Genomic DNA, 14129 nt, shown 5'->3' with positions numbered 1-14129 from the left:
TCGCCTTAGGAGAGCTTTGCATGGAAAAGATCATACTGGTGCACGTAACGGGCAGCGACCGCCCTGGCCTGACGACCGAACTGACCCGCGTCCTCGCCGGGTACGACGTGGACATCCTGGACATCGGCCAGGTGGTCATTCACAACTTTCTCACCCTGGGCATCCTCATCCGGCTGCCCGAGGACGCCCAACCCGTGCTCAAGGATCTGCTCTTCCGGGCGCACGAACTCGGCGTGACCATGAAGCTCCACCCCCAGACCGAGGAAGCCTACGGCTCCTGGGTTGGCGCGGCGGACAAGCCCCGCTACATCATCACCCTCCTGGCCCGGGCCATTTCCGCCGAACAGATCGCCTCCATTGCCTCAGTGGTCTCGGATTCCGGCCTGAACATCGATACCATCCACCGCCTCTCGGGCCGAGTGCCCCTGGATTGCGGCGACTACGAATGTTCCCGCGCCTGCGTGGAGTTCTCCGTGCGCGGCACGCCCCGCGACATCGCGGAGATCCGCTCGCAATTCCTCGATATTTCCGCCGAGCTCATGGCCGACATCGCCTTCCAGGAAGACAACATCTTCCGCCGCAACCGCCGTCTGGTGGCCTTTGACATGGACTCCACCCTGATCCAGGCCGAGGTCATCGACGAGCTGGCCAAGGAGGCGGGCGTGGGCGACCAGGTGGCCGCCATCACCGAGTCCGCCATGCGCGGCGAGCTCGACTTCAAGCAGTCCCTGCGCAAGCGCCTCTCCCTGCTCGAAGGCCTCGACGAGTCCGTGCTACAGAAGGTGGCCGACCGCCTGCCCCTGACCGAAGGCGCGGAAAAGCTCATCGCCACCCTCAAGAACCTGGGCTACACCATCGCCATCCTCTCCGGCGGGTTCACGTATTTCGGCCATATCCTAAAGGAAAGACTGGGGATCGACTACGTCTACGCCAACGAACTCGAGATCGTGGACGGCAAGCTCACCGGCCAGGCCGTGGGCCACATAGTGGACGCCGAGCGAAAGGCCGAGCTGCTCCAGAAGATCGCCGCCGAGGAATCCATCTCCCTGCAACAGGTCATCGCAGTGGGCGACGGCGCCAACGACCTCCCCATGCTCAATCTCGCAGGGCTGGGCATCGCCTTCCACGCCAAACCCAAGGTCAAGAAAGGCGCGCGCCAGGCCATCTCCACCCTCGGCCTCGACTCCATCCTTTACCTTATCGGGCTCAGCGACCGCGACCTGGAATAGCGCGGGACGCTACCCTCTTTCCCCGGTCGACCCTGCCCAAGGACAAGGCCGCATTCCAGTGCACGGCACCGCGCCGCGCATGGGTTTCTTTCGGAAAAACAACCGGATTCTACAGTGAATAACCAGGGCCGACGGCCTCGGCTGCCTAGCCCTTCATGGGCCTGACGAGGATGACGACGCGGCGGTTCCTGGACTGATTCTCGGGAATGGAGTTGCCCTTTGCATCGGTATTGGGCGCCAGCGGCCGGGTGTCAGCCAACCCCAGAACGCGAATGTCGTTCTTGGGGAAGCCCTGGGCAATGAAATAACGAGCCACCGAGGAGGCGCGGGCAGAGGAGAGTTCCCAGTTTGACGGGAATTGGGAGGACTTGATGGGCAGGTTGTCGGAATGCCCTTCGATGGTCAGTTGGTAGTGTGCCTCGGTCAGGGGGGCGGCGAGCTTGTCGAGAATACGCAGGGCGTCGCCGGTGAGGGAGGCGCTGCCGAGCTGGAAAAAGACACCACCCTTGAGGTTGATGGCCACGGCGTCGGGCCGCATCTTCAGGCTGACGGCGTTGGCGTCGCGCCCAACAAGCTTGGCCAGCTCCAGTTGCAGGGCAAAAAGGTTCTTGGACTTGCCTTCCACGCGCATGCGGGTCTCGCTGGCAACTCGCTTGGAGGGAGCCCCCTTGGAACGCATGGCCTCGGCCAGGACGTCGGACATGGCCTCATAGCGGTTGGGGTCCACCTTCGAGATGGAGACGATGATGACGAAAAAACACAGCAGCAGCGTCATCATGTCGGCCAGGGTCAGGCTCCAGCCCGCGTCGGGCGGGACGGCCTTTTTCTTGAGAATGAACGAATTGGAGTAGCGCATGGCGGCTCCGGGCTACTTGGCCTTGGCGATGGACGACCACTTGCGCGGAGGCAGGTAGCCCTTGAGCTTGTCCAAAATAATGGGAGCCGGGGTCTTGTCCTTGATGAAGAGGATGCCGTCGCGGATGACGCACATGAGGATGGTGCGCTCCTCCACGCGCCGCTCCACCTTGGTGGCGATGGGCGTGTAGAGCATGTTGGCGAAAAGCGCGCCGTAGAGGGTGGTAGTCAACGCGGTGGCCATGGCCGGGCCGATGCGGGCCACGTCGTCGCCCATGGACTGCATCATGGCGATGAGCCCGATGAGCGTGCCGATGATACCGAAGGCGGGCGAGAGCGCGGCCATGGTCCGGTAGATGCCCGCGGCGTTGGTCTCCTGTTCGTGGAACTGCTGGATGCGGTTGTTGAGGATTTCCTCAAGCTCTTCCTTGGAGTAGCCGTCCACCAGCATCTGGAGGCCGTCGCGCAGAAATTCGTTCTCCATGCCCTTGAGGGACCGTTCCAGGTGCTCCTCGCCCTTGGCCGCGTTCTTGGAAATCTCGACGATGTCCTTGATGTAGTTGCCGATGGGCAGTTCCTCGGCGGTGAAGGCGGTGACGAACAGCCCCATGACCCGGGCCACCTCGCGCAGGGGGTAGCAGATGAAGGTGGCGGCGATGGTGCCGCCGAGTACGATGGCCAGGCCCGGAGGGTTGACGAACACGGCCACGGAATCGGTGGCCGCATAGGTGGCCGCGCAGAGCACGAAGATGCCGGCGATGATGCCGAAGATGGTGGCGATGTTCACTAGCCGTTCACTCCCTTGGCCGCCTTGATCATTTCGATGAGCTCATCGGACACGTCCTCGGCCTCCGCCGGATCGGCCGGGCCGCGCGCTTCGGCCTCGTCCTGCACGATCTTGGCGATCTTCTTGGCCAGGTTGCCGAGAATCTTCTGGGACGCCTCCCCGTCGGCCACGGAGAGGAGCACGCCGAGCTTGTAGTAACCGAGCTTGGCAAAGACCTCCTTGCAGGTGGCATTGTCCACGAACACGATGTCGTTGACGTCCTCCAGGTCCTTTATCGCCTTGCGGCGGCGCTTGACCCGCTTGAAGAAATCCTCTTCCTGCTCATCAGCCCAGTTAAGTACGGCACTGCGGGGGAAGCAGAAAAGCGCTTCGGGAAATTCGTGATTGGCCAGCTTGCGGTAAAGCACGTCGGGCTGGGCATCGACCTCGTCGGCCAGGTCGTGGATGTCGATGTATTCGAGCTCCGGCTCCAGCGAACCCGTCTTTGACAATTCCTTGTACAGATTCGCCGCCACCTGGAAGAAGGTCTCCATGTCGTTGACCGCGATGTAGCGCTCGCTGAAGGCCTTGCCCGAACCGTGCTTGGTGATGGCGATGATCTTGAGGGCGGCCAACTGGTCCAGGGCGGTGTCTATCTCCAACTGGGAGACGAGCAGGATGTTCTTGACCTGCTTGGCGAACTCGCTCGCGGCCAGCCCCTGCCTGTGGCCGGGCACCTTCTTGGCCTCGGCGGGCTTCATGGAGACGTGACATCTGTACGCCATCTCCAAGATGCGGCAGATGGAAAGAAACGAGCTCTTGTGCGACTGGTTGAGCGTGGTGGACTCGGCCTTGCGCAGCCGCCTGACGAACACCCGGGTCAAGAGCTGGATGGTCTTGGGACAACGATCGAGCATGGTCTGAATGACCTGCCCGGTGAGGACCATCAGCTCGCAGAACTCGGCGGCCTCGGCGCTGCTGGACCGCTCGCTGCCGCCCAGGGGCCCCATCTCGCCGAAAATCTCGCCCTTGCCCAGCCGCTCGGTGACGATCTTGCGCCCGTCAACGGTACGGTAGAGATTCACCGACCCCTTCTTGATCATGTAGGCGACTGAGCCCTTCTGCCCTTCCTTGTAGATGGATTGTCCCTTGTAGTAGGACTTGATGTTCTGCGTACTGCTGTCGGTCATACGTCTTCGTCGTCTCCCACGATAGTGAAACCGCTCCCCTGCCGTTATCCCGCAAGGTTAAGGCACCCTTTTTTTTATTAAGTACACTAAATGGACGGGGGCGTACAATTAGAAAAACCCGCATGCTTGCGATCCTGCAGGTAAACCGGGCGAAACGGAGACGAGGTTCGCAGCGGCCGAAGACAAGATCGCCCTTCCGGCCCATTGGACCGGAAGGGCGCTTACCGACATGTATTACAAGCCTTTTTCCGCCATGTAGGCGATGAGGTCGGCCACGCGGCAGGAGTAGCCCCACTCGTTGTCGTACCAGGCATAAATCTTTGCCAGGTTGCCGCTCTGGACCACGGTGAAGTCGGCCTCGACAATGCTTGAATGGGAGTTGCCGATGTAGTCCGAGGAGACCAGCGGTTCCTCGCTGTAGTCGAGAATGCCCTTGAGGGGGCCGTGAGCCGCGTCGCGCAGCACGGACTTGAGTTCCTCTGTGGTGGTGTCCTTCTCCAGCACGGCCACGAAGTCCACCAGGGAGACGGTGGGAGTGGGCACGCGCACGGAGTATCCTTCGAAACGGCCCTGCATCTCGGGGATGACCAGGGCCACGGCCTTGGCCGCCCCCGTGGTGGTGGGGATCATGTTGCACGCCGCCGCCCTGGCACGCCGCAGGTCCTTGTGCGGCAGGTCCAGGATGCGCTGGTCGTTGGTGTAGGCGTGGACCGTGGTCATCACGCCCTTGGTGATGCCGAAGGCCTCATGCACCACCTTTACCACCGGGGCCAGGCAGTTGGTGGTGCAGGACGCGTTGGAGACGACGTGATGTTTTGCCGGGTCGTAGAGGTGATTGTTCACGCCCATGACCAGGGTGATGTCCTCCTCCTTGGCCGGGGCGGAGATGACGACCTTCTTGGCGCCCGCCTCCAGGTGATGGGCCGCAGTGGGACCGGTGCGGAAGATGCCGGTGGACTCCACCACCACATCCACGCCGAGTTCGCCCCACGGGATGAGCTTCGGGTCGCGCTCGGCAAAGTTGCGCACGGTGAAGTCGTCGCCCACATGGAAGGTGTCCCCTTCCACGGTAATGGGCACGGGCAGGCTGCGGTAGCAGGTGTCGTGACGCAGCAGGTGCGCGTTGGTGTTGATATCGAAGAGGTCGTTAACCCCGACCACTTCCAGGGTGTCGCGGTGGTGTTCCCATATGGTCTTGAGCACCTGGCGTCCGATGCGGCCGAAGCCGTTGATGCCTACTTTGATCTTGGCCATGATATTCTCCTTGGGCCGTGCCGGGGCGCCCGCCCCGGCTCCGGGGGTTAGTCTTCAAATACGCGGTAGTTGAATTCGTCGGCCAATTCGCTGGCGCGCTTGAGCGCCTTGTACATGCGGGCGTTTTCCAGGGCGAGGCCGGAGAGATTGGCGATGCACTGCAAGAAGTCCATCTCCTCCTCGCTGAAGACGCGGGCCTCGCCGGAGTAGACGCGCAACACGCCGATGACCCGGTCGCGGGCATTGAGCGGGACCACCACGAGAGAGACGATGCCCTCCTCCGAGGCCTCCTTGGGGTACTGGAAGCGGTCGTCGTCGCGGACGTCGGCGATGGTCACGGTCCTGCCCTCCAGCACCTCCTGGTCGAGGCGGCTCTTGCCCACCTCAACGGGGCCTTTCTGGGCGTACCGCTCGCTGAGGCCGTAAAATCCGCCCGGCTTGAGCATGGTCTCGCGGGTATCCAGCACTCGAATAAAGCACCCCTTGGCCTCCATGGCGTCCGAGACCTCCTTGGCAATGGCCGCCATCACTTCGGAGGGGTCGAGACTGGAGTTCACCGTTCTGGCGATTTCGTAAATGGTTTTGTAAAGCCGCTGGCTCATGTCCTACCTGCCTTGCTCTGGGTTATACTCGGGACACCGCGCCGCCGATGCTGCGCGGGCCGGTTCTTCAGTTTCACGCACAACTGTATTGCATGCGCAAAACAAATCAACGACAATTTGCAAAAAATCATTCCCGGAAGGACGGCCCCCGAGGCCCGGAAAAAAATGTGGCATTTCCTTGAAGCCGGGGGTATAGGGTTTTCCTGCCTGCTCCGATAAGGCTGCTTCCAGGGAGCGAGCCCCGCACCCGTCTATATTTGCGAGGTATGAACCATGGGCCTTTTTGGCAGTAAACAAAGCGACAATACCGAACTGAACGCCTTTCTCGGCGTGGGAACGGAATACAAAGGCAAACTGGATTTCGTGGGAACGGTCCGCATCGACGGACAGTTCGAAGGCGAAATATCCACTGACGGCGACCTGATCCTCGGGCGCAAGGCCTCCATCATCGGCAAGATTCGGGTGGGTCGGCTGACCTCCTGTGGCCGCATCGAAGGCGAGGTCACGGTCAAGGAACGCGCCGTGCTGGAAAAAACCTCCGTGCTCAACGGTTCCCTCTCCACCCCTGCGCTGGTGGTCGAGCAAGGGGCCGTCATGGAAGGCAATATCGTGATGACCAAAGAGGGCGTGGCCGCAGGGGCCAAGGTCGTGGCAGCCGATTTCGGCGCCAAGGCTACCCGCGACGACGCCCCGGAGACCCCGATCGCCAAAACGGGATCGGGCGACAGCATTCTCTAAAAGAGGTGAGACATGTACGAACTGGTGATCGAAAACAACGGCAAGGAACACGTGGTGTACAGCGATGAAGACGTGCGCATGGTCGAACTGGTGCGCCAGCGTCACGTTCGCTCCCTGACCGTGGGCAAGGCCTCCATCCGTGAGGTCAAGGACGAAAAGAAATAGCTTTTCGCACCGCCGCATTTCGGCGCGCAAGCGCCATGAAGAGGACCGCCCGAAGGCGGTCCTCTCAGTTTGGGGAGCAACCTCCATCCGCGTCGTTGCTTCAAAAAGCTCAGACCCTCACGTATGCATATACGCTTCGGCCCTGAGCTTTTTTTGCGCCTAGCGGCTGACGATTCCTCTCCAACCTGCCAGATTGAACTTTGTCGAAAGTCTGCGAGGACCGCCTGGAGCGGTCCTTTTTTTGGCGCAACTCTTTCCCGTTCACCGAACAGATGGATGACAACTTCTTCGGGACGCCAGAACTGGAAAAAGGCCATCTGGGGGGATGGCCTTTTTCGGTTTGGGTTCAACTGTTGAGGAGGGTTGAGGTTAGTTTCGCGTTCCTTGAGTAGGGAGGTATGGTATATGCTCAAAGGTCCCGGGTATGACGCTCCCTGTACCGGGCGGCTTGGGGGTGTACCGCCTGGACCCGTGCGGGAGCCGGGACCGGTAAGCCGAGAATCTCCCCTCCTGCCCGGACGCCGGAACCGGCGCCCGAGTCAATGAGGAGGGATCGTCGCAACAACGCGACGACCAGGATGATGAGAGAAACGGTAACTGCATCGTGCATGCGAAGACATAAGCACGGGGCGTGCCAAAACATCTTACCCAATTATTTCATAGCTATATATGAAATAGTAAAAATGTTGCATGCTCAACATTTGTGCAAAGTGCCTCCTCTTGCACAAATGCGGTTGCACATTTGCACTTTTCCACCTGCACCCCTCGACCAATTGCGGGCATGACGCGCTCCCCTTTCATGTCAGAAAAGCCATTCCCGAAAGAACGGCCTGAGTGTCGGCGAATCCGGCCCATGTAAGGATCTAGGGAAACGAGAGAGGTACAGCGAAAAAAAGGAACGTGAGCCCGAAACACAAGGCTTGCACTTTACGGCAACGCCGCAAGCACGCCCTGCCCTCCTACCCGGGTAGCCGCCCCCAATTACCCGCAAGGCTGCAGAGACAACCACCCAGGCAGGCGGCCGAGAAAGGTGTGAGTGCAAGGCGCAAGAGAAGTTCAAAGCCTCGCGTACAGGAAGTACGCGAGGCTTTGAACTTCTCGCAGCAACGCAGCAATCGCGCCTTTCTCGGCCGCCTGCCGTTAGCGCCAATAGATGGTTGTGGACCTTTCCCCGAACTTGCGTGCTTTTTTCACGTTGACTCCGAAGTAGAGATCGATCCGCTTCTTGAACCGCCGATTCATCTTGTCCAGAACCGGGTATGGCCCGCCGATGCCGTCGACATAGACCTCGGCACGATGGCCGAGGCCGAGGGGGATCAGGTCCCGCGAGACCGCCACGCACTCCATGCCGGGCTTCAGCCGGTCTCCCCAGGCCGCCACGAACGGATTGCCGCTGGTCTGCCCCGGAGTGGAGTTGTAGGCCGTCACCGTGACCTCAAGGGAATTCCAGAGCACGGGATTGGGAACATGCCAGGCGATGCCCAGCCCGGTCAGCACGGCCACGAGAAGATAAAACAGCAGGAACCACCGTTTCATCCTCCGCCAGTGCGGATCAGAATCCGTATCGGACATAGTCCTTGTCCTTTCTGTTGATGAGTTGCACATAGCGATAGCCGCCCTTGATCAGGCCGTCTTCCACAAGCTGGTATCCCTTGCTCTTGCAGTCAGGGCAGGCGTCGATGGGAATCTCCACGCCCAGGCAGAGCGGACCGGAGTCGGCGCGGGTCTCCACCTTGTACAGCCCCCGGCACTTGTCACACAGGGTCAGGGACTCCTGCTGGACCTCGTTAATGCCGTCGGTGTCGTAGTAAATCTGCTTGTGGCGGATGAACTGGTTGCCGGAGATGACGCCCTGGCGGGAGTCGCCCTTGGGATCGAAGGCGGGAGGATCGAAATAGAGCTTGGGCAGCTGTCTGCACAGCTCCTCGATGTAGGCCGTGGTCTGATCGTCCTGCTTGATCTGATCGGGATTGTAGTTGGGCTCGCGGACGTGCGAGTAGTCCACCCCCGCCATGGCCAGGCAGATGCCGAGGTTGACGTACGGCAGCGCGCCCTGGATGGAATAGCCCCCTTCCAGCACCGCGATGTCCGGCTTGAGCATCTCGTTGAGGGCAGCGTAGCCCCGGGCCGAGAAGTTCATATTGGTGATCGGGTCGGAGAAATGGTTGTCCTGCCCGGCGGAGTTGACCACCAGGTCCGGCTTGAAGTCCTCCAGGATGGGCATGACCACACGCTCCATTGCCATCAGGAACCCCTCGTCCGAGGTGTTGGGCGGCAGCGGGATGTTGATGTTTCTGCCCCTGGCCTTGGGTCCGCCCAGTTCCTGGGGAAATCCCGAGCCGGGATACAGGGTGCGCCCGTCCTGGTGGAGGGAAATGAACAGGGTGTCCGGGTCGTGCCAGTACACGTCCTGGGTGCCGTCGCCGTGGTGGCAGTCCGTATCCACGATGGCCACGCGCTTGTGGCCGTAGGTCTCGCGGATGTGCTCGATCATCACCGCTTCGATGTTGATGTTGCAGAAGCCGCGGGAGCCGTGGACCACTTTCATGGCGTGATGCCCGGGCGGCCGGACCATGGCGAAGGCGCAGTCGCGCTCGCCGGTCATGACCAGGTCGGCGGCCTTCATGGCCCCGCCCGCCGAAATCCGGTGGGACCGCGTGGTCACGGAGTTCACGTCCGGAAAGCAGAAGTGGACGCGCTCAACGTCCTCGATGTCCGCCACGTCGGGCTTGTATTCCTCCACGCCCTCGATGTCGAAGATGCCCTCTTCGCGCAGCTGATCCTGGGTATACAGGAGTCGCTCCTGCCGCTCCGGGTGAGTGGGCGAGATGGCCCAGTCAAAGGCCGGAAAAAAGATGATGCCGAGTTTGTTGTTCGCCTTGAGCATGGTTTATCTCCCCCCCAGCACGGCCACCACATGCGGCCTGACCTGACATTTGACGCGGATGTTCCTGCCCACCCGGCTCATGCCCTCGACCATGTTGAAGCTGGAGGCGTGGGTAATCTGGGCGTCCTCTGGCTGGAGAAACACGCCCATGGAATCGAGCTGCATGGTCAACTGGTTGACCGCGTCCTTCTTGGCGTCCTCCAGATCGTAGCTGGAGTGGACGTTCTCGCGGTAGGACAGGGACGGGATGAACAGGGTGTGGCGCTGGGTGTCCGCGAACAACTCCAGCTCCCAGGTGGGCCGGGTCAGGGCCGCGCCCACGGCGTTGGCCACGCCATAGTTCTCCGGCACCTCGGTGGACAGCTGGAAGCGGCGGAAAAGGTCCATCTTCATGGCCTCGGCAGGTCCGCCGACCACGTAGATCTTCTTGGGCACCACCCGCTTGTCCTCCACCAACTCGTGGATGGTGTAGACCGGTTTGGAGTTGATCTCCTCCACCAGCTCGCGGGTGGCGTCGTAGATGGTCTCGGAAGCACGGTCCACGGCATCGCGGGCCAGGTCAGGGCCGGAGAGTCCATGGGCCGAGGCCAGGACCTCGATGGCCTGAGCGGACTTGTCCACATCACCAATGGCGCTGGCCCCGAGCACGTTGAGGGCGTCGGTCAGGGTCGGGTGCGTACCGCCCAGGCAGACGGACGGTCCGAGCCGGTTGGGCCCCACGCGCACCGTGCCGGAACCCGCCACCGATATGGCTGAATCCCCGCCGATACCGATGGACAGCACCTTCAGGGCCGAGACCAGGGTGGGATGGGAACCGATGTCGATGCCCTCGCGCTCGATGAGCGGCGCGCCCTCCGCAAACACGGCGATGTCCGTGGTGGTCCCGCCGATGTCGAGGATAACGGAGTCATGAAAGATGTCTGTCAGGGCGATGATCCCCATGACCGAGGCCGCAGGGCCGGAAAAGATGGACTGCACGGGCATGGTTCGGGACTGGGACAGCGGCATGGTCCCGCCGTCCGCCTTGAGGATGTTCACGGTGACGTGACCCAGGCCCATTTCCTCGAGCGCGCTCTCCACGGCCGTGACGAAGTCGTTGTACAGCCGCCAGACCGAGCAGTTGAAGTAGGCGGTAGCCACCCGGCGCGGGAAATTGAGCGCTCCGCCGAGCTGATGGCCCAGGGTGACGAAATCGGCCAGGGGGTTGCCCTCCTGGTCCTCGGCGCGCTCGACCATGCGCCGGATCGTGTTCTCGTGGCGCGGGTTGCGCGTGGAGAACTTGCTCACCGCAGCAAACACGCGGACTCCGTTCTCACGGCACGCGTCAACGGCCCGCTCCAGTTGCCGGGCGGACAGGGCGCGGACCTCGTTGCCCCGGTGATCTATGGAGCCGTCGATAACGAAAAAGTCCTTGCAGGGCATGGCGTTATGCGGGTCGATGCCGGGACCGGAACTAACGATGACGCCCACGTCCTCGGTCTTGCCCTGGACGATGGCGTTGGTGGAAAGGGTGGTGGAAAGGTTGAGCTGGGTGACCGCGTCCTTGTCCACTTCGGCCAGGATGGCGGCCAGCGCTTCGGTCACGGAGCGCAACAGGTCGTCATGATGTGTGGGGACCTTGCACGAGGCGGCTACCTCGGCGTCCCCGGTCATATCGATGGCGACAGCGTCCGTGTGGGTGCCGCCAACGTCGATTCCTAACAGCATGGATACTCCTTACGCTTTTTCCAGGCGTATGGGAGAACTACCACCAGGAACGCCCGGGGCGCAAGGTGCAATACGGTGAGCGGCAGTAACGGGGAGGTGAAAGGTCATCCCCTCCCGGCACGGGAAAACCAAGAAGAACGGCGGTTTTGCCCTCACCACGCCGGTTTTAAGTCACAGGATCAGCCCCACCGCCCGGACCGGGCTTCCGTCGCCCTCCCGAATCCTGAGCGGCAGGCAACTGAAGAGAAATCCTTCCGGCGGCAACAGGTCTAGATGACAGAGATTTTCCGCGATGACCAGATCGTGCTCCATAAGCATTCTGTGGGCGGGCAGGCCGGAGCCGTCCAAAGGGTCCGGCGACGGGGTGTCCAGCCCCACGCCCTTGAGGCCGAGCCCGCACAGATACCGACAAGCTTCCTCCTCCAGGATAGGATAGCCCTCGAAATAGTGTTCGGTCTTCCAGTACTGGTCCCAGCCCGTGCGCAGCAGAACGAAGTCAAGATCCTGGACCGACTCCAGCCAGGCCAGCGAGCCCGCCTTGATACGCTCGACTCCAGTGCAATTCACAACAGTCCCCTGGCCCACGAAGCGATCGGGGCCAAAGTCGTCCAGCCCGGCCCCGTCCGCAAACAGATGGGCGGGCATGTCCACGTGGGTGCCCGCGTGGGTGGTGGCCGTGATGCCGGTCACGGCGTAACCGTCCCGGCTCACGAAACGGGTCCGGCGCATGTTCACCGGCTCGTCGCCGGGAAAGACCGGCATGCCCGTGTGCATGGCGTGGGTCAGGTCGATGACGCGCATGGTGTTCTCCTGTGGTTGGCCTGTGAATAGAGGCAATCCGCCATGGGGAAAATCAGATGAGGAAGCCGCCTGTCGGCGGCTTCAACTTTTGATTTTAGCCGTAAACGGAGAAACCTTCAACACGACTCACGTATTGTACATGTTCATGTTGGGCCGCGACACCAGTTGCATGCCCGGTTTGACGTGCTCACGAACCACGTCGCGGACCTCGTCCATGGACTTGGCTCCCAGAAAACGGGATTGCAGGGAGTGCCCGTAGGTGAAGTTGGCCGCGAAATAGACCGTGAACAGCCTGAACCGCTTCAGGGCACGGATCGGATCGAAATAATGGTCGAGCAGGTCGGCCAGGCGCAGGGCGTAGTCCCGGAAGCACGCCTCGTCCGGGACAGGGCCGCCGGTCCACTCGGCAAAGAGCCAGGGTCGGGCCACGGCCATGCGGCCGACGGAAACGCCGTCGCATCCGGTTGTCTCCAGCATCTCCAGGCAATCCGAGGGGGTGACCACGTCGCCGTTGCCGAGAACCGGGATGGAGACCGCCTCCTTTATGGCCCGGATGTGCTCCCGGACCGGGGGGCGGGTCCGCTTGTCCGGGGCCACGCGCGGGTGGAAGACCAGGCAGTCCACACCCGCCTCCTCGAAGCGCCGGGCCAGGGTCGCGGCGGGTTCCACATCGCGGGTCCAGCCGGTGCGAAATTTGACGAAGAGCGGGATAGACACCTCGCGCCGCACCGCCTCCACGGCGGCCAGGGCCGCGCCCGGGTCACGCAGCAGGGCCGCACCCGAATTGCGCTTGACGATGCCGGGAGCGGAACACCCCATGTTGATGTCCACGCCGAAAAAGCCTTCGTCCTCCACACGCCGGACCGCGGGGAGCAGCTCTCCGGGGTCCGCGCCCACCACCTGACAGACCAGCCGGTGCAACTCCTCGTCCCTCCAACGAAAGACCGGGGAAACGTTCCTGTTCTCGGTGGGCACCCCCTTGGCCGAGCACATCTCGGTGAAGAGCAGCCCGCACCCGCCGTATTCCTCCAGCACTTCCCGGTAGGCCACGTGGGTCAGCCCGGCCATGGGCGCCAGCCAGAGCCGGTTGGCCACGGGCCTGCCCGCGATGGAGAGGGGACGAGTCAGCAAGTCGGCAAGGCGGTTCTTCTCTGCGTTCGGCATGGGCCGGAGTTCAACCCCTCTCAGAAATCGTGTCAACACCCTATTTCGCCCGTTCGCATCCTTTTTTCGCCCTGTGACGCCCGTTCTCATCCCGGCGCTAAAACCGGGGGTATGGTCTTGGTCCGAACCCGGAGACAATCCAAGGAGAACGACCATGTTGCCCATAATAGGTGCGGTGGCAGGGCTGCTGACCACGGTGGTGGAAGGCGTCACCGGCCACATGAAACAAAAACAGGAACTGAAGAAAACAGTCATGGAAAACCGGATGCGGCTGGCAAGCAGTGATCAGGAATTCAACCATGAATGGGAGATGAAACAGCTGGAGAACGCGGGCTGGAAGGACGATGTGCTCTTTTTCGCCTGGATCGGATTCTTCATCTGGTCCGGCGTGGACCCCGAAGGCGCAGCCGATGTCGTCCGCGCCTGGGAGAACCTGCCCGACTGGTTTCTCCAGGTGACCTTCTGGATCGTGGCCGCCGTGCTCGGGGTCAAGAAGATCGGCGACTATCTGCCCGGAGCGATCAAGGGGCTGCGCGACGCAGTGGGAGGCGGACGATGAGCGGCATGGAGAGAGAGGACCTGCAAAACCTGCTGGTCCGCATAGACGAAAGGGTCAAGGCAATCCAGGAGGACATCCGGGAGATCAACGTGGCGCGGAGCTGCGCCAGCCACAACGAAAAAATCCGCATCCTGGAAAGACTCGTCTGGGGCTGCCTGACGGGCGTGGCCGGAATCGGAGCCCGGGTGCTCTATGAAGCGTTCCGGTAAGCC

Annotated in this window: 15 protein-coding genes; 5 read left to right on the top strand and 10 right to left on the bottom strand. The window is 61.9% G+C overall.

The annotated features are described in order from the left end of the window. Window positions 1-20 precede the first annotated feature (20 nt). Window positions 21-1229, top strand: a complete 1209-nt coding sequence (serB, locus tag GM415_RS06115) for a phosphoserine phosphatase SerB (protein ID WP_158946934.1) — start codon at window positions 21-23, stop codon at window positions 1227-1229. A 145-nt stretch (window positions 1230-1374) separates the two neighbouring features. Here the strand turns inward: serB and GM415_RS06110 are convergent, their stop codons facing one another. The 5 genes from GM415_RS06110 to GM415_RS06090 form a co-directional block, all read right to left on the bottom strand. Then, complete coding sequence (locus tag GM415_RS06110) at window positions 1375-2085, bottom strand: OmpA/MotB family protein (RefSeq protein ID WP_158946933.1); 711 nt, start codon at window positions 2083-2085, stop codon at window positions 1375-1377. Window positions 2086-2097: 12 nt separating this feature from the next. Further along, on the bottom strand, window positions 2098-2871 hold the full coding sequence (locus GM415_RS06105; RefSeq protein WP_158946932.1) for a motility protein A: 774 nt from the start codon (window positions 2869-2871) through the stop codon (window positions 2098-2100). Next, window positions 2871-4040 carry a cyclic nucleotide-binding domain-containing protein gene (locus GM415_RS06100; RefSeq protein WP_158946931.1) on the bottom strand — a complete coding sequence of 390 codons (1170 nt, stop codon included), beginning with the start codon at window positions 4038-4040 and terminating at the stop codon, window positions 2871-2873. Before GM415_RS06100 ends, GM415_RS06105 begins: the two co-directional genes overlap by 1 nt. Before the next feature lie 234 nt (window positions 4041-4274). After that, entirely contained in the window at window positions 4275-5294 is a 1020-nt protein-coding gene (gene gap / locus GM415_RS06095; protein WP_158946930.1) for a type I glyceraldehyde-3-phosphate dehydrogenase, read from the bottom strand. Between the two features lie 47 nt (window positions 5295-5341). Then, complete coding sequence (locus GM415_RS06090) at window positions 5342-5896, bottom strand: GAF domain-containing protein (protein WP_158946929.1); 555 nt, start codon at window positions 5894-5896, stop codon at window positions 5342-5344. A 273-nt stretch (window positions 5897-6169) separates the two neighbouring features. Here GM415_RS06090 and GM415_RS06085 point away from each other — a divergent pair, with 273 nt between their 5' ends. Then, window positions 6170-6634, top strand: a complete 465-nt coding sequence (locus GM415_RS06085) for a bactofilin family protein (RefSeq protein ID WP_158946928.1) — start codon at window positions 6170-6172, stop codon at window positions 6632-6634. A 12-nt stretch (window positions 6635-6646) separates the two neighbouring features. After that, window positions 6647-6799, top strand: coding sequence for a hypothetical protein (locus tag GM415_RS17965; RefSeq protein ID WP_199244338.1), 153 nt, complete (start codon window positions 6647-6649; stop codon window positions 6797-6799). Between the two features lie 1140 nt (window positions 6800-7939). Here the strand turns inward: GM415_RS17965 and GM415_RS06080 are convergent. The 5 genes from GM415_RS06080 to GM415_RS06060 all read right to left on the bottom strand — a co-directional run bounded on the left by GM415_RS06080 (window position 7940) and on the right by GM415_RS06060 (window position 13358). Then, complete coding sequence (locus GM415_RS06080; protein WP_242012378.1) at window positions 7940-8371, bottom strand: 3D domain-containing protein; 432 nt, start codon at window positions 8369-8371, stop codon at window positions 7940-7942. Continuing rightward, a complete protein-coding gene (locus GM415_RS06075; protein WP_158946927.1) occupies window positions 8352-9686 on the bottom strand; it encodes a histone deacetylase family protein in 1335 nt (444 codons plus the stop codon). The genes GM415_RS06080 and GM415_RS06075 overlap by 20 nt, the downstream gene beginning before the upstream one ends. 3 nt (window positions 9687-9689) lie before the next feature. After that, entirely contained in the window at window positions 9690-11393 is a 1704-nt protein-coding gene (locus tag GM415_RS06070) for a hydantoinase/oxoprolinase family protein (protein WP_158946926.1), read from the bottom strand. Between the two features lie 171 nt (window positions 11394-11564). Next, window positions 11565-12194 (bottom strand): cyclase family protein, encoded by a 630-nt coding sequence (locus GM415_RS06065; protein WP_158946925.1) that lies wholly within the window; start codon window positions 12192-12194, stop codon window positions 11565-11567. A gap of 126 nt (window positions 12195-12320) precedes the next feature. Continuing rightward, the gene (locus GM415_RS06060; RefSeq protein WP_158946924.1) at window positions 12321-13358 is read right to left on the bottom strand and encodes a tRNA dihydrouridine synthase; all 1038 of its coding nucleotides are present in this window, start codon (window positions 13356-13358) and stop codon (window positions 12321-12323) included. Window positions 13359-13512: 154 nt separating this feature from the next. Between GM415_RS06060 and GM415_RS06055 the strand changes: the two genes are divergently transcribed. Next, window positions 13513-13917 (top strand): hypothetical protein, encoded by a 405-nt coding sequence (locus GM415_RS06055; protein ID WP_158946923.1) that lies wholly within the window; start codon window positions 13513-13515, stop codon window positions 13915-13917. After that, on the top strand, window positions 13914-14126 hold the full coding sequence (locus GM415_RS06050) for a hypothetical protein (protein WP_158946922.1): 213 nt from the start codon (window positions 13914-13916) through the stop codon (window positions 14124-14126). The genes GM415_RS06055 and GM415_RS06050 overlap by 4 nt, the downstream gene beginning before the upstream one ends. Window positions 14127-14129 lie beyond the last annotated feature (3 nt).

The organism is Pseudodesulfovibrio cashew, assembly GCF_009762795.1.
Lineage (GTDB): Bacteria > Desulfobacterota > Desulfovibrionia > Desulfovibrionales > Desulfovibrionaceae > Pseudodesulfovibrio > Pseudodesulfovibrio cashew.
Note: the sequence above shows the minus strand (reverse complement) of the source record. Positions and strands in the feature narration are given on the sequence as shown.

Excerpts from the sequence above, each read along its gene's own strand:
- GM415_RS06090 (WP_158946929.1), bottom strand. The coding sequence starts at position 5,896 with ATGAGCCAGCGGCTTTACAAAACCATTTACGAAATCGCCAGAACGGTG.
- GM415_RS06080 (WP_242012378.1), bottom strand. The coding sequence starts at position 8,371 with ATGTCCGATACGGATTCTGATCCGCACTGGCGGAGGATGAAACGGTGG.
- GM415_RS06070 (WP_158946926.1), bottom strand. The coding sequence starts at position 11,393 with ATGCTGTTAGGAATCGACGTTGGCGGCACCCACACGGACGCTGTCGCC.
- GM415_RS06110 (WP_158946933.1), bottom strand. The coding sequence starts at position 2,085 with ATGCGCTACTCCAATTCGTTCATTCTCAAGAAAAAGGCCGTCCCGCCC.
- serB (WP_158946934.1), top strand. The coding sequence starts at position 21 with ATGGAAAAGATCATACTGGTGCACGTAACGGGCAGCGACCGCCCTGGC.
- GM415_RS06060 (WP_158946924.1), bottom strand. The coding sequence starts at position 13,358 with ATGCCGAACGCAGAGAAGAACCGCCTTGCCGACTTGCTGACTCGTCCC.
- GM415_RS06075 (WP_158946927.1), bottom strand. The coding sequence starts at position 9,686 with ATGCTCAAGGCGAACAACAAACTCGGCATCATCTTTTTTCCGGCCTTT.
- GM415_RS06085 (WP_158946928.1), top strand. The coding sequence starts at position 6,170 with ATGGGCCTTTTTGGCAGTAAACAAAGCGACAATACCGAACTGAACGCC.
- GM415_RS06050 (WP_158946922.1), top strand. The coding sequence starts at position 13,914 with ATGAGCGGCATGGAGAGAGAGGACCTGCAAAACCTGCTGGTCCGCATA.
- gap (WP_158946930.1), bottom strand. The coding sequence starts at position 5,294 with ATGGCCAAGATCAAAGTAGGCATCAACGGCTTCGGCCGCATCGGACGC.
- GM415_RS06100 (WP_158946931.1), bottom strand. The coding sequence starts at position 4,040 with ATGACCGACAGCAGTACGCAGAACATCAAGTCCTACTACAAGGGACAA.
- GM415_RS06065 (WP_158946925.1), bottom strand. The coding sequence starts at position 12,194 with ATGCGCGTCATCGACCTGACCCACGCCATGCACACGGGCATGCCGGTC.
- GM415_RS06055 (WP_158946923.1), top strand. The coding sequence starts at position 13,513 with ATGTTGCCCATAATAGGTGCGGTGGCAGGGCTGCTGACCACGGTGGTG.
- GM415_RS17965 (WP_199244338.1), top strand. The coding sequence starts at position 6,647 with ATGTACGAACTGGTGATCGAAAACAACGGCAAGGAACACGTGGTGTAC.